At 54.4% G+C, this 19,909-nt stretch carries 18 protein-coding genes; 10 read left to right on the forward strand and 8 right to left on the reverse strand.

Features of this window, described 5'->3' with window-relative positions:
* Window positions 1-145: 145 nt before the first annotated feature.
* Both gcvH and CPA50_RS18795 read right to left on the reverse strand, forming a co-directional pair.
* A complete protein-coding gene (gene gcvH / locus CPA50_RS18790) occupies window positions 146-538 on the reverse strand; it encodes a glycine cleavage system protein GcvH (RefSeq protein WP_096784086.1) in 393 nt (130 codons plus the stop codon).
* 44 nt (window positions 539-582) lie between these two features.
* Window positions 583-1,473 carry a LysR family transcriptional regulator gene (locus CPA50_RS18795; RefSeq protein WP_096784087.1) on the reverse strand — a complete coding sequence of 297 codons (891 nt, stop codon included), beginning with the start codon at window positions 1,471-1,473 and terminating at the stop codon, window positions 583-585.
* 122 nt (window positions 1,474-1,595) lie between these two features.
* On the opposite strand from CPA50_RS18795, the gene metE reads away from it, so the two are divergent.
* Window positions 1,596-3,917, forward strand: coding sequence for a 5-methyltetrahydropteroyltriglutamate--homocysteine S-methyltransferase (gene metE / locus CPA50_RS18800; protein WP_096784088.1), 2,322 nt, complete (start codon window positions 1,596-1,598; stop codon window positions 3,915-3,917).
* Here the strand turns inward: metE and cpdA are convergent.
* The 3 genes from cpdA to CPA50_RS18815 form a co-directional block, all read right to left on the reverse strand.
* The gene (gene cpdA / locus CPA50_RS18805; RefSeq protein ID WP_096784089.1) at window positions 3,911-4,717 is read right to left on the reverse strand and encodes a 3',5'-cyclic-AMP phosphodiesterase; all 807 of its coding nucleotides are present in this window, start codon (window positions 4,715-4,717) and stop codon (window positions 3,911-3,913) included. The two genes, metE and cpdA, sit on opposite strands and share 7 nt — an antisense overlap.
* Before the next feature lie 160 nt (window positions 4,718-4,877).
* Complete coding sequence (locus CPA50_RS18810; protein ID WP_096784090.1) at window positions 4,878-5,360, reverse strand: DUF1249 domain-containing protein; 483 nt, start codon at window positions 5,358-5,360, stop codon at window positions 4,878-4,880.
* The gene (locus tag CPA50_RS18815; protein ID WP_096784091.1) at window positions 5,360-5,977 is read right to left on the reverse strand and encodes an NUDIX domain-containing protein; all 618 of its coding nucleotides are present in this window, start codon (window positions 5,975-5,977) and stop codon (window positions 5,360-5,362) included. The genes CPA50_RS18810 and CPA50_RS18815 overlap by 1 nt, the downstream gene beginning before the upstream one ends.
* A 271-nt stretch (window positions 5,978-6,248) precedes the next feature.
* Here CPA50_RS18815 and CPA50_RS18820 point away from each other — a divergent pair, with 271 nt between their 5' ends.
* Window positions 6,249-7,607 carry a TolC family outer membrane protein gene (locus CPA50_RS18820; RefSeq protein WP_096784092.1) on the forward strand — a complete coding sequence of 453 codons (1,359 nt, stop codon included), beginning with the start codon at window positions 6,249-6,251 and terminating at the stop codon, window positions 7,605-7,607.
* Between the two features lie 87 nt (window positions 7,608-7,694).
* Here the strand turns inward: CPA50_RS18820 and waaA are convergent, their stop codons facing one another.
* Window positions 7,695-8,948 (reverse strand): lipid IV(A) 3-deoxy-D-manno-octulosonic acid transferase, encoded by a 1,254-nt coding sequence (gene waaA / locus CPA50_RS18825; RefSeq protein ID WP_096784093.1) that lies wholly within the window; start codon window positions 8,946-8,948, stop codon window positions 7,695-7,697.
* 122 nt (window positions 8,949-9,070) lie between these two features.
* On the opposite strand from waaA, the gene lpxL reads away from it, so the two are divergent.
* From lpxL to CPA50_RS18845, 4 genes are read left to right on the forward strand one after another with little or no spacing between them, the layout of a single operon-like run.
* Complete coding sequence (lpxL, locus tag CPA50_RS18830; RefSeq protein WP_096784159.1) at window positions 9,071-10,018, forward strand: LpxL/LpxP family Kdo(2)-lipid IV(A) lauroyl/palmitoleoyl acyltransferase; 948 nt, start codon at window positions 9,071-9,073, stop codon at window positions 10,016-10,018.
* On the forward strand, window positions 10,005-10,985 hold the full coding sequence (locus tag CPA50_RS18835) for a mitochondrial fission ELM1 family protein (RefSeq protein ID WP_096784094.1): 981 nt from the start codon (window positions 10,005-10,007) through the stop codon (window positions 10,983-10,985). Before lpxL ends, CPA50_RS18835 begins: the two co-directional genes overlap by 14 nt.
* Window positions 10,982-12,094 (forward strand): glycosyltransferase family 4 protein, encoded by a 1,113-nt coding sequence (locus tag CPA50_RS18840; protein ID WP_096784095.1) that lies wholly within the window; start codon window positions 10,982-10,984, stop codon window positions 12,092-12,094. Before CPA50_RS18835 ends, CPA50_RS18840 begins: the two co-directional genes overlap by 4 nt.
* Before the next feature lie 10 nt (window positions 12,095-12,104).
* Entirely contained in the window at window positions 12,105-13,145 is a 1,041-nt protein-coding gene (locus CPA50_RS18845) for a glycosyltransferase (protein ID WP_096784096.1), read from the forward strand.
* Here the strand turns inward: CPA50_RS18845 and CPA50_RS18850 are convergent.
* Window positions 13,123-13,806 (reverse strand): SGNH/GDSL hydrolase family protein, encoded by a 684-nt coding sequence (locus CPA50_RS18850; protein ID WP_096784097.1) that lies wholly within the window; start codon window positions 13,804-13,806, stop codon window positions 13,123-13,125. The two genes, CPA50_RS18845 and CPA50_RS18850, sit on opposite strands and share 23 nt — an antisense overlap.
* Before the next feature lie 92 nt (window positions 13,807-13,898).
* Here CPA50_RS18850 and CPA50_RS18855 point away from each other — a divergent pair, with 92 nt between their 5' ends.
* The 4 genes from CPA50_RS18855 to CPA50_RS18870 all read left to right on the forward strand — a co-directional run bounded on the left by CPA50_RS18855 (window position 13,899) and on the right by CPA50_RS18870 (window position 18,854).
* The gene (locus CPA50_RS18855; protein WP_096784098.1) at window positions 13,899-14,567 is read left to right on the forward strand and encodes a YrbL family protein; all 669 of its coding nucleotides are present in this window, start codon (window positions 13,899-13,901) and stop codon (window positions 14,565-14,567) included.
* Between the two features lie 123 nt (window positions 14,568-14,690).
* On the forward strand, window positions 14,691-16,106 hold the full coding sequence (locus CPA50_RS18860) for a mannose-1-phosphate guanylyltransferase/mannose-6-phosphate isomerase (protein ID WP_096784099.1): 1,416 nt from the start codon (window positions 14,691-14,693) through the stop codon (window positions 16,104-16,106).
* Window positions 16,103-17,008 (forward strand): lysophospholipid acyltransferase family protein, encoded by a 906-nt coding sequence (locus CPA50_RS18865; protein ID WP_096784100.1) that lies wholly within the window; start codon window positions 16,103-16,105, stop codon window positions 17,006-17,008. Before CPA50_RS18860 ends, CPA50_RS18865 begins: the two co-directional genes overlap by 4 nt.
* Before the next feature lie 25 nt (window positions 17,009-17,033).
* The gene (locus CPA50_RS18870) at window positions 17,034-18,854 is read left to right on the forward strand and encodes a glycosyltransferase family 2 protein (protein WP_096784101.1); all 1,821 of its coding nucleotides are present in this window, start codon (window positions 17,034-17,036) and stop codon (window positions 18,852-18,854) included.
* Window positions 18,855-18,882: 28 nt separating this feature from the next.
* On the opposite strand, the gene CPA50_RS18875 is transcribed toward CPA50_RS18870, so the two are convergent.
* Window positions 18,883-19,893 carry a hypothetical protein gene (locus CPA50_RS18875; protein ID WP_096784102.1) on the reverse strand — a complete coding sequence of 337 codons (1,011 nt, stop codon included), beginning with the start codon at window positions 19,891-19,893 and terminating at the stop codon, window positions 18,883-18,885.
* Between the last annotated feature and the right edge of the window lie 16 nt (window positions 19,894-19,909).

The following is a 19,909-nucleotide window of genomic DNA, read 5'->3' on the forward strand; positions in this document are numbered from 1 at the left end:
ACATGAAGGGAATGCCGGCGCACCTGAGCTGAGAGTATGGAACCGTCGGGCACAGCTTTCCAAAACACGCTCCTTGCGGCACATCCATGTGGCGCTTGGGCTCCGCACAGTTTTGGAAAGCTGTGCCCGGCGGCCCCTGATCGACTTACTCGGCGGCCGCTACATGCTCCGCATAAGCCACGGCATCCATCAGGCCATCAATCTCACCTTCATCAGCCAGCTTTACTTTAAACAACCAGCCGTCGCCGTATGGGTCTTCGTTGACCTTTTCCGGCTCGTCTTCAAGAGCTTCATTAATCTCGAGGACCTCCCCCGTTACCGGACTGAACACATCGGAGGCCGATTTAACCGACTCAGCAACACCTGCCTCCTCGCCACCGGTAACCATTTCCCCTACTTCGGGAACGCCGATATACACCACATCGCCCAACTGCTCCTGGGCAAAGTCAGTAATGCCGATAGCCGCAGTGCCATCAGCGTGCACGCGCACCCACTGGTGCGTTTCAATGTACTTGAGATCAGAAGGGATTTCGCTCATAAGGGTAATTCCTGACAAATTTTTGCGCAGTGTAACTGAAGAGATTAGCGCCAGCGAACTTCTCGTGCCAGCTTCATAAACGAATCCATATATTCTACCCCCACCTCGCGCTCGCGACGGCCCAGAAAAATCTGTTTGGAAACACCGTCTTTCCCCAGTTTTACAGGCACAAGGGCCAACCGCTCACTGTATTCCGTCACCAGCCAGCGGGGCAGCGCCGCGACTCCGCGGCCAGCAGCAACCATTTGCAGCATGATATCCGTGGTCTCGATAGTTTTATGCCGGGCCGGGCGCATATTTGCCGGAACCAGCAAGTGATTGAATACATCCAGCCGCTCAATTGCCACGGGGTAAGTAATCAGGGTTTCCCGCTCCAGATCCCCTGCCTCGGCCCAAAGCTTCCCCGCCAGACGATGATCCGCCGCAACTACCAGCACCTGCTCATAGTCAAACACTGGTTCAAACACCAGACCAGGCCGGTGCAGCGGGTCAGGGGTTACCAGTATGTCGATATCATGTCCAAACAGCGCACCGATACCACCAAACTGGAACTTCTGTTTCACGTCTACATCTACCGACGGCCACTGTTCAAGATAGGGGCCAACGACCTTCAACAGCCATTGATAACATGGGTGGCACTCCATTCCGATACGTAAAGTGCCTGCCTGCCCTCTGGAAAACTGGTCAATCAGCATTTCCGCATGTTCAAACTGCGGTAGCAGGCGATTTGCCAAAGCCAACAGGTGGTTGCCGGCTTGAGTAAGCCGAAGCTGCCGCCCTTCTCTCAACCAGAGAGGCGTCCCAAGCTGCTGCTCCAGTTTGCGAACCGAGTGGCTGAGCGCCGACTGAGTAAGGTGAAGGCGTTGGGCTGCTGCCGTCAGCGAACCTTCTGCCTCCACGGCCCGGAGAACTTCCAGATGACTACGCTCAATCATGCGACGACCCATGAACAAAATTAATGGAACCCTGAAATAATACCATTATTTTTCATGCACCCATAAAGCTAATCTGACCGCTCTTCCAAACGACAAACAAAATGCAGAATCAGGAGTATCGGATGACCACAACCCACAGCCTGGGCTACCCGCGCATCGGCGCCCGCCGGGAACTCAAGTTTGCCCTGGAAGCCCTCTGGAACGGAAACTCCAGTGAAGACACGCTGTACGAAACTGCCGCCGAACTACGCAAGCAGAACTGGCAGGAACAGGCGAGCCTGACCTTCGCTCCGGTGGGCGAATTTTCCCTGTACGATCAGGTACTGGATATGAGCGCCACACTCGGAAATCTGCCGGCACGGGCCAGCACCCGTGAAGGCTCTGTACTGGATCAGTATTTTCGTGTCGCCCGAGGCCGCTCCCCCAACGACAGCGCCTGCTGCAGTGTACATGCAGGTGAAATGACCAAATGGTTTGACACAAATTATCATTATATCGTGCCGGAATTCACTGCTGACACTAGCTTTAACCTGAATGCCGAGCGCCTTCTGGAACAGTTTGCCGAGGCTTGCGCACAAAGTGTGAACGGCAAACCAGTCATCATCGGCCCGGTAACCTATCTCTGGCTCGGCAAGGCAAAAGATGGCTCAAACCCGCTTGACCTCCTGCCAGCATTGTTACCTGTATACAGCGAGTTACTGGAAAAACTCGCTGCCGCCGGAGCGGAGTGGGTTCAGATCGACGAACCCGCGCTCGTCACAGAGCTGGACGCTGACTGGCGCCATGCGTTTGTACTTGCTTACCACGAACTGAAAACGGCGCCTGTGAAGCTGCTGCTGACAACCTACTTTGGTGAATTGCGGGAGAACCTTCAACTTGCCTGCGAGTTGCCGGTGGCAGGACTTCATCTCGACGCCGTCAGCGCCCCCGTGGAAGTTCCACGACTGGCCGACTGGCTGCCAGCCCACAAGATTCTGTCTCTGGGCGTTATCAACGGGCGCAACATATGGAAAACGGACCTGAACGCTGCGCTCGATTGGCTGGAGCCGATAGCGCAAAAGCTCGGCGACCGCCTGTGGCTCGCGCCCTCCTGCTCACTCTTGCACGTTCCGGTTGACCTTGAAAGTGAGACCACTCTGGACCCGGAAGTCCGAAACTGGCTGGCATTCGCACGGCAGAAACTGCAGGAATTAAGCACGTTGGCGACGGCTCTGAACGAGGGACGGGAAGCCGTTGCTCAAGAGCTGACAGACAACCAGTGTGCGGTAGACAGCCGCCGCACATCTTCCCGGGTCCATAACCCGGCGGTTGCACAGGCCTTGTCATCCATCACTCCGGAACACGGTGAACGCAAGAGCCCCTTCAGTACCCGGTCCAGACTGCAGCACGAGAGGTTCCGGCTTCCCGACTATCCTACAACCACCATTGGCTCCTTCCCGCAAACGCCGGAAATACGCAAGGTTCGCAATGAATTCCGCCAGGGAAAACTGAGCCAGCAGGACTATGCAGCGAGGATTCGTGAAGAAATTGCTTACTGTGTGGAACAACAGGAGGCACTTGATCTGGATGTACTGGTACACGGCGAAGCAGAACGCAACGATATGGTGGAGTATTTCGGCGAGCAGCTCGAAGGCTACGTGTTCAGTCGCTTCGGCTGGGTTCAGTCCTATGGCTCAAGGTGCGTGAAGCCCCCCATTCTGTTCGGTGACATCACTCGCCCCAACCCCATGACAGTGGACTGGACCAGATTCGCCCAGTCACTAACGGAAAAACCGATGAAAGGCATGTTGACAGGCCCTGTAACCATCCTGAACTGGTCTTTTGTACGTGACGACCAGCCGCGCAGGGATACCTGCCTGCAGTTGGCTCTGGCCGTGCGTGAAGAAGTGCAGGACCTGGAAAAAGCCGGCGTTGGCATCATTCAGATTGATGAAGCAGCCCTGCGTGAAGGCTTGCCTCTGCGCCAGTCAGACTGGAACAGCTACCTGGAATGGGCTATCGAAGCCTTCCGGATATGCGCCAACGGCGTAGAGGACGACACACAAATCCATACCCACATGTGCTATTCAGAGTTCAACGACATCATTGGAGCAATTGCCCGCATGGATGCTGACGTGATCACCATTGAAACGTCCCGGTCGGCCATGGAACTGCTTGATGCGTTCAAGGGTTTCGAGTATCCCAACGATATTGGTCCAGGAGTCTATGACATCCACTCACCAAACATTCCAACAATAGAACAGGTGACGGATTTGATGAACAAGGCAGCAGAAAGAATTCCGGCAGACCGCCTGTGGGTCAATCCAGACTGCGGCCTGAAAACCCGACGCTGGGAGGAAGTGATACCAGCACTCGAAGCCATGGTTTCTGCCGCCAGGGAACTGCGGGCGCAAAAACAGAAGAGCGCGACTCCAGACCGGGAACTGGCCGCAGAGGCTCAGTAACCGGAACTGGTCTGATCCAGCTCGAACTGGAAATCCAGGGCCCGGCACACTTCAGAAGTGAAGCTGCCGGACGCCTGGAGTTCAAACCAGCGATACCCTGGCGCCAGATTTTCCACGGAAAACTTGCGAGAACCAGAGGTAAACTGAATACAAGTGGAAGGCGTCGCCAGCAGTTGTACGCCATTTCGCTGCTTCTCATGAGCCTGGTGAATATGCCCCCACAACACCACTTTCACTTGAGGAAAACGATCAATTATCCGCCAGAAATCCTCACGATTCCTGAGACCTATATCTCTCATCCAGTCAGCACTGATATCAACCGGATGGTGGTGTAACGTAACAAGAGCGGGCAAATTCGGATATTGCTCCAGCACTCCGGCAAGAAACTCCAGCTCCGACTGAGCAAGCTCCCCGAATACTTTCCCGGGCACAGAAGAATTCAGAAGGATAAACTGCCAGCCGCCCTCAACAATGTGCCTGCGATCTGAACCATAGAGTGCGGCAATTTCAGCCAGCCGCCCGACCTGATCATGATTCCCGGCAATCCAGGCCGATCCTGCGCTGAAAGCACGAAGACGATCACCAAAAACACGATAGGCTTCTTCCGAACCGTCCTGGGCGATATCACCTGTGGCGAGAATCAGATCCGGCTGCCCGCGAGACTTGATCACATCTGCAATAACGGCATCGAGACTGTCACGGGTATTTACACCCAGCAACGCGCCATCCTCGCTGGCCATCAGGTGCGGATCGGTCAACTGCAGCACCCGAAATGGCCGGGCTGTTTCCTTTGAAGTCATGATGCTCTTGTTTTACCCGTTGCCATCACTCGAGAAACTCAATTAGATGATTTCAGCACCAGTGTACGTTGTCAGCTACCGGATCTATTGCTCACCTTTGCAACCGGCGTCACATTCTGACCAACTGACGGGAGAAATATTGCATCATTTAACAAATTGGCTAATTTTTTTCGCCGGCTATCCAGGCAGCATGCTCAAGAGGCAGGTGGCCAAATTTCAGGCAGTACTCGAGCCAGTCGGCAAGAAACCCGTTAACCTGAACTTTTTCATCCGGGTGGTGCATGAAGCGATTGGGGTAATCGTTGGTCGGCGCGATTTGCCGGTCCCGATAGCAGCTGATGACTTCCGCCATGAGTGCATCGTGGTATACCCGAACAGTCATCTGCGGGTTATTGAGCCAGCGACCGTTATTGTGAATCTGCTCGAGCAGAAGGGTGTCAGTAAAACGGGCAGTCTGCAGCACTTGAATCCGCACGCGGCCCAGGTACTCATTCTCCCGATGCAGCTCTATTTCGAACACAGGCTGCCCATCAACCCTGAGCTGGCGCAATCTGCGAAGTCGCTGATAGTTGCCCTCGCACAGGGCTCCGAGTTGGCGCAAATCCGGAACATAGCGCCTGGGTTTCATTGCCCAGTCACCCATCACTGAAACCCTGCACGCAATCTGGTCCGGTTAAGCTGCAACCATTGGATGGCGATGATCGCCGCCGCATTATTGATGCGACCATCACCAATCATTGCAATGGCTTCATCTGCCGAAACTACGTGGACCCGGATATCTTCGTGCTCATGCTCAAGGCCGTACAGACCACCGGCACCCCGGGTACTGACCTGGCCGTAATAAAGATAAATCATTTCGGTGGTTCCACCCGGAGAAACCAGATAATCACAGATTTTTTCGAGTTTTCTGAAGCTAAGTCCGGCTTCCTCCTGCCCCTCTCTGCGGGCAACGTCCTCACTGCTCTCGCCGTCTTCATTCATTCCCGCCACCAGCTCCAGCAACCATGGAGACTGGTCGCGCCCTAATGCACCAAGGCGGAATTGCTCCAGCAGAACAACTTCATCGCGGCAGGGGTCGTAGGGTAGTACACAGGTTGCATCACCGCGGAGGAATAGCTCGCGGGTAAACCGGGGCATGTTTCTGCCATCGAAGCGCGGATGCGTCAGCCACAGTTTATCCATGCGAAAAAAGCCCTGAAAGACAGTTTCGCGTTTTTCGATTGTGACATCACTGGCTTTGAACTGAAACGGCTCGACCATCATATATCCTGACGTGCAACTGGATTTCGAACGATAGCTGCTTGAAGTCATTTATTGCAAGCGCAAGCTTGGCTTGCATAGCAAACTATATAAATGCTGGTCGCAGCTGTAGAGCTGAGGGCGATTATTGTCCATAATGTCAGGTCTGTTTCGGCCGGCTCGGCTTACTCATGTCACCAATGGTATCGCCTCCATGTCACCAGGAGCGATCCGGCATTCCTTTTCAGCGCCCCGATTGGGTGCAGATGCGCACATGTAATCAGGAGTAACGATGAAGAAACGACTGCTTTCCGGACTGGTTGGCCTCTTGGCGGCACAGCCAGCCCTTTCCCTGGACCTGGTAGAAACCTACGAGAAAGCACTCTCTTATGACTCCGGCATTGCTGCCGCCCGCGCGAGCTATGAAGCACAGCAGGCTGCCAGCGATGTCAGCCAGAGCTACCTGCTACCACAGATCGGGGTATACGGTGAAGGCAACCTGGTTGATCTTGATGGTTCCACTGCAGATTACAGTTACCGTGAACTGTCGTACGGCATCCAGCTATCCCAACCTCTGTTCCGTGCAGACATCTGGTTCCGCCATGATACCAGCCAGTTCCAGACAGAATCTGCCCGGGCCGAATATAACCTTGCCCAACAGCAACTTATCCTGGATGTAGCAACCGCTTATTTCGACGTGCTCCGTGCTCAGGATACAGTCACCACAGCGGGTGCTACCGAATCTGCTATCCAGCGCCAGTACGAACAGGCTCAGGAACGCTTTGACGTTGGCCTGATCGCCATCACTGAAGTGTACGAGGCTCGAGCCAGTTACGACGACAGTAAAAGCCAGCGTATTGCAGCGGAGAACCAGTTGAACATCGCACGGGAGCAACTGGCAAGGCTGACAGGAGAGTATGCGGAGGAACTGGAAAATCTGCGCCAGAATTTCCCTCTAAGCCGTCCGGAACCCATGAACCCTGCCGCCTGGGAAGCCACAGCACTGGAACAGAACTGGTCAATCCAGTCTGCCCTGCACCTGCTTGACGCCAGCGAATCCGTCCTGAAAGAAGCCAAAGCCGGACATTATCCGACTCTGGACCTCAGTGCCTCCTATGGCGACACCAACATTGCCAACGGCACCAGCAGTCAGTTCGACGGCACTCAAGGCACAGTTGGCCTGACACTCAACGTCCCATTGTATGCCGGTGGCGGTATCCAGGCGGGTGTTCGCCAGCAGCGGTCACAGGTGACCGTCGCAGAGCAGACTCTGAATACAGTTCGTCGTGACGTTCGTGTTAACACCCGCAGCCTGTATCTGACTATTAACAACAACATTGAGACAGCCTCGGCTCTGGAGCGCACCATTATTTCCCGCCGTAGTGCTCTGGATGCCACCCGTGCTGGCTATGATGTCGGCACCCGGAATATAGTCGAGGTACTGGATGCGGAGCGGGCCTACTACGTAGCGCTGAGAGATTACGCCAACGTCCGCTATGACTATGTGAACAACACCCTCCAACTGAAGCAGGCTGCGGGCACCCTGAGCCCGGGAGATCTGATTGAACTGAACAACTGGTTAAGCGCCACAGCCCCTGGCATAGAAGCTCTGGCCAGTGACCAGGAGACTCTGGAAGACCCCGCCCGCTGAGTTACGCAGGAAAGGGCGAGAAAACCGGGTGAGGAGAAAAACTCCTCACCCAAAATCATCTTTGCTACGACCAATGCCCTGATTTCCTCAGACCCTCTCGATAATCCCGTCAACCACCCTGTCCAGCGCCCCCCTGTTTTTGTTGACCACAGAGAGTGCACGCTGGCCACTGGCTTTACGTTCACCTGCATCATTAAACAGCGTCAACAGACGATGATAAAGTTCATCGGCATCTTCGACCATTGTCACGCCACGATCGTCGAGAAGCCGCTGATATATGGTTTCAAAGTTGAACACCTGAGGCCCAGAGATTACCGGAATTCCCCAGCCTGCGGGCTCCAGCGGATTGTGACCGCCACGCTCAATCAGCGAACCACCCACAAATGCCACATCACTGGCACCATAAAGCATCATCAGCTCGCCCATGGTATCCCCAAGATAGACATCTGCACTGGAGGGATCTTCACCAAGAGATCTCCGAGCCAGAGAAAGTCTTTGCCTGCTCACCTTTTCCGTAACTGATTCAAAGCGTTCCGGGTGGCGGGGCACCAGTATCAACAGTGCATCCGGATGACTGACCAAAAGCTGCCGGTGGGCAGCCAGCAGCTGTACATCTTCACCTTCATGGGTGCTGCCGGCAATCCAGACCGGGCGTGAGGCAAAAGTTCCTTTGAGCTTTTGCGAAGCCTCCCGAACCGCGTCAGGAATATCCACATCAAACTTGACGCTTCCTGTGACTGCGACCTTGGATGCCGCAACGCCAATTCTGCGAAACCGCTCTGCGTCTTTCTCTGCCTGAGCGGCCACCCAACTGATACTGCGCATGATCGGCGCGACCAGACTTTTGATCCGTTCATAACCCCGGGCGGAGCGTTCCGAAAGCCTTGCATTGACAAGAAAAACAGGGACGCGACGGGAACGGCTCTGGCGTATCATATTCGGCCATATTTCCGTTTCCATGATAACCAGAATTCTAGGGTTGGTACGGTTCAGAAAGCGACGTATCGAGCCCGGGGTATCATAGGGCGCGTATGCATACTGCACCTGATCACCAAACATTTTCTTGGCCTGAGTAAGACCTGTATCTGTCATAGCGGTCATCAGAATGGTTATCCCGGGACTGCGGGCAAGCAGACGCCTCACCATAGGCGCAGCCGCAATGGTCTCACCAACTGATACCGCATGCACCCAAACCACAGTGCCACTGATCCGGGGAAGGAACCCCAGGCGTTGCTGCCAGTTTCGGCGCAGTTCCGGGGCCTGACGGCCCTGCCACCACAAACGCAAAAGAATAAATGGAAGCAGCACCCGTATAAGCTGTGAATAGATAAATTGAAGCACGCAGGACTCCCGGCAAACCAGTGCGCTATCATATCTTAAACCCTGTTGATTTGCTTCTGACTGACCCTGCCGGGCACCATAGCCAGGCCAGTCACTTACTAACCTCTCAGGACCTGTTTCCAGTGAAGAAGAAATACCGCCGGCAGCCACGCAATACCAATTATTCGGCATATCGCCACCCTCGCTGGTGGCTGACCTGGGCCGGAATTGCGGTTATGTGGTGCGTGGCTCATCTCCCGATCCGGTTTCAGTGGTGGCTCGGAAAATGGGCCGGCATGCTGGCCTGGAGACTTGCCCCAAGGCGCCGCCATATCGCCGAGGTGAACATTCGGCTGTGCTTTCCGGAACTCACCCGGGCGCAACAGGACGAGTTGGTTCGCAATACGTTTATCGCAAATGGCATTGGACTGGTCGAGCTTGGAATTGCATGGTTCCGAAACCCTGCAGAGTTCACTGGTATAACGGAAGTTCATGGCAGGGAGCACCTTGACAATGCCCTCGCCGAAGGCAATGGAGTGCTGCTGCTGGGCGGCCACTACAGCACACTGGATCTCGGCGGCAGCCTGATTACCGAGTATATTGAAGCGGATGTAATGCAGCGGGATCACAACAACCCGCTAATGAATGCCGTCATGACCCGGGCACGGGGGCGTCGGTATGGAACAGTTCTGGGTGCCAGGGATCTTCGCGGCTTGTTCCGGAGCCTGCGAAATAATCGCACAGTATGGTATGCGACCGATCAGGACTATGGCCGCAAGGATATAGTATTTGCGCCATTCTTTGGTATTCCGGCCGGAACAATCACTGCTACGTCACGAATTGCGGCACGGAGCCACTGTAAAGTTGTACCTTTCAGCCATTTCCGGCGAAAAGACAGGCCCGGTTACGACATTTATTTTCACCCGCCGCTGGAACCATTCCCCAGTGGTGACGACCTGCGGGACGCAACTATGATCAACGGAATTCTTGAGAGAGAGATACGACGCGCCCCGGACCAGTACCTCTGGATGCACCGGCGCTTTAAAACGCGACCGGACAAGGACGACCCGGGCTTCTATGGCGACAAATAGAGAGTCAGCGGCACCCATAATCTGGCTGCTCACAGACAACAAACCGGGACACCGGAATCAGTTGAGAGGCCTGGGCAACCGCTTGCGGGTCAAAGCTGGTGCCAGCCTGTTCTGGATCAATGCTGACGACGTTGGTGTTCCCTTGTGGCGCGCGCTATTGGCTATACCACCACCACTGGACAAGGCACTGCCCCACCCGGATCTGATCATCGCTGCCGGCACAGGAACTCACAGGCTCTTGCTCGCCCTGAGGCGTCTCAGGAACACAAAAACCTTGATCATCATGAAACCAGGATTCCCGCGTACGTGGGTCGATGGCGCCATTATTCCAGCCCATGACGGGGTCGCCCAGAACAAGGATACGCTTGTCACAGAAGGTGTCATTAACACGGTTACACCCCTTGCCAGAATTACTGACAAACCGGAAGCCTTGTTATTACTGGGGGGACCGTCCCCGCATTTTGACTGGGACGACGACGTCGTTTTCGGACAAATCACTCATCTTATTGGCAAATACACCCAATGGCGCTGGACGATCAGTGGCTCCAGGCGCACACCGGAATTGCTCAGGGCAAGGCTGGATGAACTTGTAGGGCCCCGGATCACCGTGGCAGACCCCGACAGTACCCACGAGGACTGGCTCAGCCATCAAGTTGCTGCATCCAGAGCCATCTGGGTAACCCCGGACAGCATGTCTATGGTGTGCGAAGCCGCAACATCCGGCGTCCCAACCGGACTGTTCCAGCTATCCGAACACCCGGACAGCCGGGTTGCAAGCGGCGTCCAACGACTGGTCGAAGCCGGCTATGTGGCGCGCTGGAGCGATCATGCTACGGTAATGGGCGGGAAAACCGGGCAGGAGAAGCCTCTCTGGGAAGCCGACCGGGCGGCACAATGGGTAATCCAGCGCTGGCTCTCACCGGATGCCGGTAAAAAACGAAAAGAACAAAAGAGGAAGACTACTTGAGAATCCTTCAGGCACTGCCGGCGCTATACAGTGGCGGTGTGGAAAGAGGAACCGTGGAATTTGCATCTGATCTGGTACGACGCGGCCATGAGTCGTTTGTTGTGTCCAGCGGAGGTCCGCTGGCGAAACGCCTTCAGGAGCAGGGTTCAACTCATATCCAGATGCCCATTCATCGCAAATCGCCCGCATCGTTCGGCCAGATCCTGCCTATGCGGAAGCTGATCCGGGACCTGCAGCCAGACATTATTCACGTGCGCTCCCGCATGCCTGCATGGATTGTGCGTCTGGCATGGAAGGCGTTGCCCGCGCACCAGCGCCCGGCGATTGTTTCAACCTTTCACGGCATGTATTCCGTTAACCCGTACAGCGCCATCATGGCGCAGTCAGATCACGTGATTGCGGTTTCAAACTGCGTGCGCGGCTACGTGCTCCGGAATTTTCAGGTTCCGGAACAGAACCTGACCGTGATACAACGTGGCGTAGATGTCGACTACTTTCAGCACCGGGCATTGAGTACTGAGTGGCGACGCACTCTGATTACACAGTTCCCGCAACTTGAGAACAGGCGCATTCTGATGATGCCTGGCCGTATTTCCAGATGGAAAGGCCAACTCCAGTTTCTTGAGGCAATGGCGGAAATTACCCGCGAAAAGCCCGACTGTCACGGCATCATTGTCGGTGGTGTGGAGCCAGGAAAAGAGCATTTCATGGGAGAGCTTGAGCAACACAGGGCCAGACTCGGGCTTACCGACAAGGTCACTTTCCTCGGGCAACGGGATGACATGGCAGAACTCTACCTGTTCTCTGACCTCGTCTGCCACATGTCGACAAAGCCAGAACCCTTTGGCCGCACAGTTACCGAAGCACTATCATCAGGCACACCCGTCGTCGCATTTAACCGTGGCGGCGCAGCAGAAACATTGCAGGCATGCTTTCGAGACGGGCTGGTAACGCCCGACGACACTCAGGAGTTCGCCAAGGTTACCCTCAGGCTACTGAGCGCAGAAACACCAAATATCGAGATCCCTTTCCGGTTCCGTCTTCAGGCGCAAACAGAGTCAACGCTGGAGGTTTACCGAAAAGTGCTCGGCAAAGCCCCTGCCCCATGATGACAACTCAATGACCGCGCCGCGCAGACTCACCATTGCCCTGATCATAGCTACCCCCGGCCAGGGCTGGGGCGGAATGGAGCAGCATACAGCGGACCTGTCAGAGGAACTGACCCGCCGCGGGCATGAGGTACATGTCCTGGCGCATCCGGACTACCAACAGCGCTTTCCTGCCACCGTTGATTTTCATGCTTTACCGGTCCAGCTGGGGCGGCGAAACCCCTGGCTTGCATTACGTTTGCGGCAAAGGCTTAGCAAGCTATCGCCAGACGTGCTTCACGCCCAGGGTAACAAGGCTGCAGCACTGCTCTCCGGCATAAGGAAATGTCATAGCATTACGGTTGGCACTGTCCACGGAACCAAATCCAGCCATAAATCTTTCCGCAAACTCGATGGCGTGATTGCCGTGAGTGAAGGAATCTGCCATGCACTCCAGCATCTCAACGCAAAGCTCATTCACAATGGAATCAAACCACAGAAAAGCAATACTGAAACGACCTTTCCAGTTCCTGAAGAGCCCATATTTGCGGTGTCCATAGGGCGTCTTGAGCCCGTCAAACAGTTTGAAAACCTTATCTCTGCATGGGCAAGCATCAAGCCGCCGATACCGCTTTATATTCTGGGCGATGGCTCGGAAGCCGGCAAATTAAAGGCACAGATCCACAGGCTTGGCGCTGAGCACCTTATTAAGCTCCCCGGCTATGAACGCAATCCGGCCCCCTGGCTTGCCCGGGCGGCCGTGTGCCTTATCAGCTCTCAGCGGGAGGGCTTTCCCTATACACTGGTAGAAGCGCTGATGGCCCGGTGCCCGGTATTGTCGACGCCGGTAAATGGTGCGGCTGACCTTCTTCCCGCCGGTAGTCTTGCAAAGGCAACAGATCTTTGCTCGCTGCAAACACTTCTTTCAGGGCAACTTCAGGATCTGGGAGAACTTAAAAAGAGCCAGGCAGCGTGCTTTGAATACGCCTCACAAGAGCTGACACTGGACGCAATGGCAAGCCAGACAGAAGATTTCTATTACGAACTTCTCAACAGGAAACCCCGATCCTGAGCAAATTCAGCACCCTGTCAGCAATAATGCGATGGCCCCGGGTTGTCAGATGTGTGCCGTCATCCATCAGGCAGACCTCAACATTACTCCAGAGTTCGTCCCAGGCATCAGCATAGATAGCATTCTGCTCCTCACAGGCAAGTGCGGAAAGAGCTTCGTTATATTGCAGAATTCCCGGATTCCGGGCGATATCGCGGTTCGGCGCCGTAGCCACAAGCACGAACTGACTGCCAGGCGCCGACCTGAGCACCGCCCTAATGTTGCTGATGTATTCATCCAAGGGCACCACTTCGACAGCCCCGAGTTTCTTCTGGAGTTGAAGATGGCGCGCCCACTTTTTTAGCTTCTTGACCAGCTTCCTTGCCAGTTTCCGGCGCGGGTTGTCCGGGTAGTAAAGAACATAAGGCGCACCACGAAAAGTCAGCCACGAATCAACCAACCCGTACTGTATGAAAACAAAGGCGTATGCCGAAGGTGGGAACTCATTAGCGTACTCAAGTAACTCACGGGTGGTACTCATGGTATGCCCGCAATTGTCCAGCCCCATGTCCATGGCGCCAGCCACAAGCTGAGCCCATACAGGGCCGTCAAGGGTCCGGAAACCCTCTGTGTTACAATCTCCGAATGCCACACAACCTTTGCCGGCCTTCAACACACTCATTGCATTAAACTCCTGACGTGATCGGAATGGATTAACATTAAACAGTGCCACTCCGGCAACCGTGATAAAACACCTGGAGAAAAAGCTCCGCCGTGATCGACCTTTCAGACCAGAAACCCTTTGCATCAGGATACAACCGCCACTGCTATTGGCATCCGGAAATTCCCGGCCGGTGCCTCAAGGTAATTCGCCCGGAAAACGTAGAGGCCCGGTATCAAAGGCAGCAACCCCTTAAGAAAGTCCTGGGGAAATCCCGGCTGAACGACAACAAACAGGAACAGCTTGCGTATAAGCAGAGTGCGATAGTGTCGTCGATAAAGCAGGGCCATGAAAGCATCATCTGGCTTCATCTCCCACGATTCTACGGCGAAACCCGGACCTCTCTGGGCGCCGCAAACGAAAGCGAAGTTCTTCTCGATGACCAGGGAAATCCGGCTCAGACACTTGAGAGCTACCTGCAGCAACGCGGCTTCGACGAACCTGTAAAAGCAGCTGCAGCACGCTTTTGTGAATGGCTTGAGGCGACAGGCATACTTACCCGTAATCTGCTACCGCACAATCTGGTTATCGCTCAGCGGGGCGGTCAACCCGAGTTATTCCTGGTCGATGGACTGGGCGCGCCCAATATCCAGAGCAGGCTTTCAATCATTCCTGCCTGGCGAAAGCGGTATATTTCGCGTCGGGTCAGGCGCTTTTACAAGCGTATTACATGGGAACTGAGTGATAGAAAAGAGACCTGGGAGGCATCACAACGGTTGTAACTTGTCCAGGGACACAACAACACAGCGCAGGCTCGCTGTTGATAATCGTTCCATATGGTAAGATTTCGCAATTCAGCCAACTATTCACAAAAGCTTCCACACACTCATGCCCGGAGTAAGCTCATGATTCACCCCGTCATTATGGCTGGCGGCACCGGTTCGCGACTTTGGCCACTTTCACGACAACTGAACCCGAAGCAGTTTCTTAAACTGACAGATGGCCCGCTCTCGATGCTGCAGTCTACTGTGGCCAGACTTGACGGAATGGAGGTTCAGAAGCCACTCCTGATCTGCAATGAAGAGCATCGTTTTCTGGCTGCGGAGCAAATGCGGCAATCAGGCTACGAGGATAGCCGGATAATCCTTGAACCCTGCGGCCGCAACACTGCACCCGCCATCGCGCTGGCTGCGCTTCAGTTATGCGAGAACGCCGAAGGCGATGACCCGCTTATGCTGGTGCTTGCAGCTGATCACCTGATCAAAGATGTGGAAGCCTTCCAGAAAGGCGTAGAAAAAGCGGTACCTCTGGCCAACGAGGGCAAGCTTGTTACTTTCGGAATTGTTCCTCAGCAACCGGAAACCGGATACGGTTATATACATCGCGGCGGCGAACTTGCTGCAGATTGTTATTCCGTTGACGGTTTTGTGGAAAAGCCTGACATTGAGACCGCAAAAACCTATCTCGCATCCGGTGAATATCTCTGGAACAGCGGAATGTTCCTGTTTAGCGCACGGCAGTATCTGGCTGAACTTGAGCGGCATCGCCCCGACATTCTGTCTGTCTGTCGCGAAGCAATGACCGATACCTGTGCGGACCTTCATTTTATCCGGGTGAACCTGGAACTATTCGCCAAATGCCCGTCGGAGTCCGTGGACTACGCGGTCATGGAGAAAACTGATCACGCTGCCGTAGTATCCCTGGACGCAGGGTGGAGTGACATTGGATCCTGGTCGGCACTTTGGGATGTCAGCGAAAAAGACTCCGATGGAAACAGCCTGAGCGGCGACGTGATAGCTCACCAAACCAGTAACACCCTCGTTCGCGCAGACAGTCGCCTTGTAGCGACAATCGGAGTTGATGATCTCGTGATAATCGAGACCAAAGATGCGGTGCTTGTTGCTCATAAAGACAAGGTGCAGGACGTAAAAGCTGTGGTAGAACAAATTCGCAGCGATGGCCGTCACGAGCACATGAATCACCGGGAAGTTTATCGCCCCTGGGGCATCTACGACTCGATAGACAGTGGTGCCCGCTATCAGGTAAAGCGCATCACAGTAAAGCCCGGCGCAAAGCTGTCCGTTCAGATGCACCATCATCGGGCCGAACACTGGATTGTTGTCAGCGGCACGGCTCGAGTGACCAATGGTGAAAAAACCTATCTGGTGACAGAAAATCAATCTACTTATATTCCCATAGGCCAGGTGCACTCTCTCGAAAACCCCGGGGTTATTGATCTGGAACTGATTGAAGTGCAATCCGGCTCCTATCTCGGCGAGGATGACATTGTCAGATATGAAGACCGGTACGGCAGAAAATGAGCAAGCTGAAATACCTTATTGTCGCAGGTCTTCTCCGTATCGCGGGCTGCCTGTCTCTCGCAAACGCCCAGAGAATCGGCAAGTTTGTAGGCCTGCTTATGTGGAAATTCCCAACCCAGCCTCGAGAGGTTACTGACATTAACCTCTCGATTTGCTTTCCGGAACTGTCACAACCCGACCATGCAGCAATGACAAAAGAGTCTCTGAAGAATACAGGGATGACAATGCTTGAGGTTCCGTTGATGTGGGAGTGGCCGGTTGAAAAATGCCTTGATCTGATCAGGGAAACAGAAGGGCTGGAGCTCATTGACGAAGCAATGTCTGATGGCAGTGGGCTGATCCTGCTAGCCCCCCATCTCGGGAACTGGGAACTGGCAGGTCTGTTTTTCTCATCCCGCTACAAAATGGCTGCACTGTATAGCCCTCCAAACATGCCGGAGTTTGAAGACTATATGATCCGTGTCCGGGGGAGGCTGGGGTCAGAGCTCGTTCGTGGCGACAGGCGCGGACTCGGAAGGCTGACTTCAATTCTTCGGGAGGGCGGTGTTGCAGGCATCCTTCCCGACCAGTCCCCTCGCGGCAAAGGCAACGCTTTTGCCCCGTTTTTTGGCATGGAAGTCAAAACCATGACCCTGGTATCAAAGCTCATGCAGCGAACCGGTGCCAAGGCACTGGTTACCTACGCCGAAAGGCTTGAGAATGCCGAAGGCTTCCGGGTAGTCGTGCGTCAGACCGAGCCGGACCTTGACAGCAAGGACGCCGTGACAGCAACTACAGCGCTGAACCGCACGATCGAACAATGTATCCGGAACATTCCCGGGCAGTACCAATGGGAATATAAACGCATGCGGCACCGGCCAGCCGGCGAAGTCAACCCTTACAAACCGGACCGGATATGCTGATGCTTTGCCTGTCGGACAGTCCAACATGATCAGTCACATCAAAAAACCTATTCCCCTGCTTTTTGTGCTCGGTATCGCGGGCGCACTTCTGTCTTCCGGCATTCTGACAGCCGCAACCGCACTGCTTGCTATAGCAGGCCTCGTAATCAGCTACCGGAAATGCCTGTATCAAGCCGGATGGGACAAGCCAAAAGAGCTACGTTTACTGCACTTCGCGTTCTGGTTTTTTGTGCTCGTGAGCTTTTGCTCCTGGGCAATCGAGGGCTTCGGCTACGAGGGTGGAAAAACTCTTGCGACCCACGGCCGTTTTATCCTGTTCTGGCCGTTGGTTGTTGCACTGAGTTACGCCCGACTGGGTGCGAGCACACTATTTACTGCGGCGGGACTGGCGGCAGCATCCGTTATTGGCATAATGGCAGCCACGCTGATCGCAAACCAGGGCCCGCCAGACGAACTTTTGAACAGCCCGTTCAGCAGCGGCCTGAATCCGGTGATTTTTGAACACATTGCGCTGCTGAGCAGCTTGCTCGCTCTGACCGGCGGACTGTTTTTCTTCCGTAGCAAACGCACCCCTCTTGCCTTTCTCCTTATCATTGCCGGGGCGGCCGGCGTTGCGATTGCCATGCTATCGCAAACCCGAAGCAGTCTGATTGCCCTGCCCTTGCTTCTAATTCTTCTGGTTCCGCTTCTCAACAGAAATCTTCATGTCATCAGTATGGTCACAATTCCAGTGTTGCTGGCGGCCGCTATCGCAACGAATGACCACAACGACCTGCTCAGCATTGCCGCCGCCAGCAGCATTCCTGGCATTCTCAGCCGGACTTTCCTGATTTTTATACCTCTGGCAATTTTTGCGCGACACCTGTCCAGTACTCATACAGCTACGGCACATCTTGCAGCAGCAGGCTCGATGGTCAGCGTTGGCTACCTCATGTTCGGATTAGCAGGGGGGACATTTGACCACCCCCTGCTCCTGACTTTCTACCTGCTGTCTGTTGCGGGTATTGCCGCAGCCATGTTCAACGAACTGAGTACATCTTATGTGCGGCAACGGACTAAAAAAGTATCGGCAACAATTATCACGAAAAACGAGGAAGACAATATTGCCGATTGCCTGAAGTCGGCCAGGCTGGTTGCTGACGAGATTATCGTACTTGATAGCGGAAGCACCGACAGAACAGCTGAGATTGCAAAACAGTATGCAGACATCGTTGAAATCACCGACTGGCCAGGCTTTGGAATCCAGAAACAGAGAGCCCTGGAAAAAGCTACTGGCGATTGGGTGCTGTCACTGGACGCCGATGAGCGCATAACACCGGAACTGGCCCGAGAGATCAATCACAAGCTTGCCGACCCGGATGCCGATGCCTACAAACTCCCCTGGGCCGTCACCATCTATGGCGCCCGGCTGGATTTCGGCCGCAGTGGCCGGGCACCTCTGAGGCTGTTTCGGCGTGAGGGCGTGCGGTTTTCTGATGCACTGGTTCACGAGCGCATACTGATCCCGGCGGGCCGAAAAACCAAAACCCTGCGAGGCCGACTGACCCACTATACCCATAGAGACTTTGGTCACTCGCTGGAGAAGAGCGCCAAATATGCCTGGCTGGGATCGCTGGAAAAGCACCGGAAGGGCAAAAAAACGCGCACTATGCTTTATCCCACCCTCCGAGGTTTAATGACCTTTGTACAAGTCTATTTTATCCGGTTCGGATTCCTTGACGGTGCGGTAGGGTATCTCACCGCAGTCACCTATGCACAAGTGACCTTTAACAAATACGCGGGTTTATGGACGCTGAGCGGCTCTCCCGAGTCTGCCCGGGGCGGGGTTAACAAACCTCAGAGATAAACAGGCCTGAGCCCGGGTAGCGGAGCCTTCATTCAACACTCCCTCCGGGCCTGAACTCAATGGTCTCTACACCTGCATGACCCAGTATTTGCCAAAGCTCGTCAGGATGATGAATAGCTTCGGAGATACCTTTATCTTCAATGCGGTAAACGGAAAGCTCCGGAAATAGCTTCTTTAGCGAAAACAGTGCCGTGGAAGTAAAGCCGTAAAAGGCTTCGATTCTGTCATCTGACAACGCCATTGCAATTTCGATAGGCATGGAATTCGACTGGATATTAACAGGTACCCCTTCGAAACAAGGCGACAACAACTCCAACCGCTGCTTTCTATGCATAAAATAGATCAGTGGTGTGTCAGGGTGACGGCCCTTCAAGTACAGAAAATGCTCCCTCAGGCGTTCCAGAAGAGCCTGTTTTCCATGATTCTGCCCCAAATAGCCAACCCCGTTAACTTTCGGGCAATCGGTTCGGCGCTGGTTGAGACCAAACAGCTCCCTGAACACCTGAAAATGGTGCTGCACGATGTCTACAGATTCGATAGGGGACAGAGGAAAGCACGTGAAAAATGTCATTTTTTCCTTCCGAAGCGGCGCAAGCCGGATACCCAGCATGGCCAGCAGCCAACCTTTCCGCTTCGAGATTTTTGACGCCACCATACCTCGCTTTGCTGCATCGTAGCAGAGAACCGTAGCGCCAAGCCCATCGTCCAGGAAAACGATTTCCGACGACACAAGAGCACGAAAAAATATTTCGTGCATCCAGCTTCCTTTATTTCCGACAAACAGCCGGTTGAGCCGTTGTTTTTTCAATCTGCAAAGAAGCAGCCAGAGCCAGACATAAAACAGCCGCTTTGGCAGCCATATCACCTCCCCTGACCAGTCGAGTTTCGCTATCAGGAACGCCATCTGTTGTTCCGTTGCCTTATTATCAGGGCGAACGATAACCAGCAGTGGATGTTCAACATCATAGTATGATCGCGCCTCTCCACAGCCTATAAGCTGAAACGGAGTGCTGGCCAAAAATACATCCAGACCGCTCATGAATGGTCCTTTTCCG

Source organism: Marinobacter sp. ANT_B65, assembly GCF_002407605.1.
Classification (GTDB): domain Bacteria; phylum Pseudomonadota; class Gammaproteobacteria; order Pseudomonadales; family Oleiphilaceae; genus Marinobacter.

Coding starts and splice junctions, on each gene's coding strand:
- gcvH (WP_096784086.1), bottom strand. CDS start 538: ATGAGCGAAATCCCTTCTGATCTCAAGTACATTGAAACGCACCAGTGG.
- CPA50_RS18795 (WP_096784087.1), bottom strand. CDS start 1,473: ATGATTGAGCGTAGTCATCTGGAAGTTCTCCGGGCCGTGGAGGCAGAA.
- metE (WP_096784088.1), top strand. CDS start 1,596: ATGACCACAACCCACAGCCTGGGCTACCCGCGCATCGGCGCCCGCCGG.
- cpdA (WP_096784089.1), bottom strand. CDS start 4,717: ATGACTTCAAAGGAAACAGCCCGGCCATTTCGGGTGCTGCAGTTGACC.
- CPA50_RS18810 (WP_096784090.1), bottom strand. CDS start 5,360: ATGGGTGACTGGGCAATGAAACCCAGGCGCTATGTTCCGGATTTGCGC.
- CPA50_RS18815 (WP_096784091.1), bottom strand. CDS start 5,977: ATGGTCGAGCCGTTTCAGTTCAAAGCCAGTGATGTCACAATCGAAAAA.
- CPA50_RS18820 (WP_096784092.1), top strand. CDS start 6,249: ATGAAGAAACGACTGCTTTCCGGACTGGTTGGCCTCTTGGCGGCACAG.
- CPA50_RS18835 (WP_096784094.1), top strand. CDS start 10,005: ATGGCGACAAATAGAGAGTCAGCGGCACCCATAATCTGGCTGCTCACA.
- CPA50_RS18845 (WP_096784096.1), top strand. CDS start 12,105: ATGACCGCGCCGCGCAGACTCACCATTGCCCTGATCATAGCTACCCCC.
- CPA50_RS18850 (WP_096784097.1), bottom strand. CDS start 13,806: ATGAGTGTGTTGAAGGCCGGCAAAGGTTGTGTGGCATTCGGAGATTGT.
- CPA50_RS18860 (WP_096784099.1), top strand. CDS start 14,691: ATGATTCACCCCGTCATTATGGCTGGCGGCACCGGTTCGCGACTTTGG.
- CPA50_RS18865 (WP_096784100.1), top strand. CDS start 16,103: ATGAGCAAGCTGAAATACCTTATTGTCGCAGGTCTTCTCCGTATCGCG.
- CPA50_RS18870 (WP_096784101.1), top strand. CDS start 17,034: ATGATCAGTCACATCAAAAAACCTATTCCCCTGCTTTTTGTGCTCGGT.
- CPA50_RS18875 (WP_096784102.1), bottom strand. CDS start 19,893: ATGAGCGGTCTGGATGTATTTTTGGCCAGCACTCCGTTTCAGCTTATA.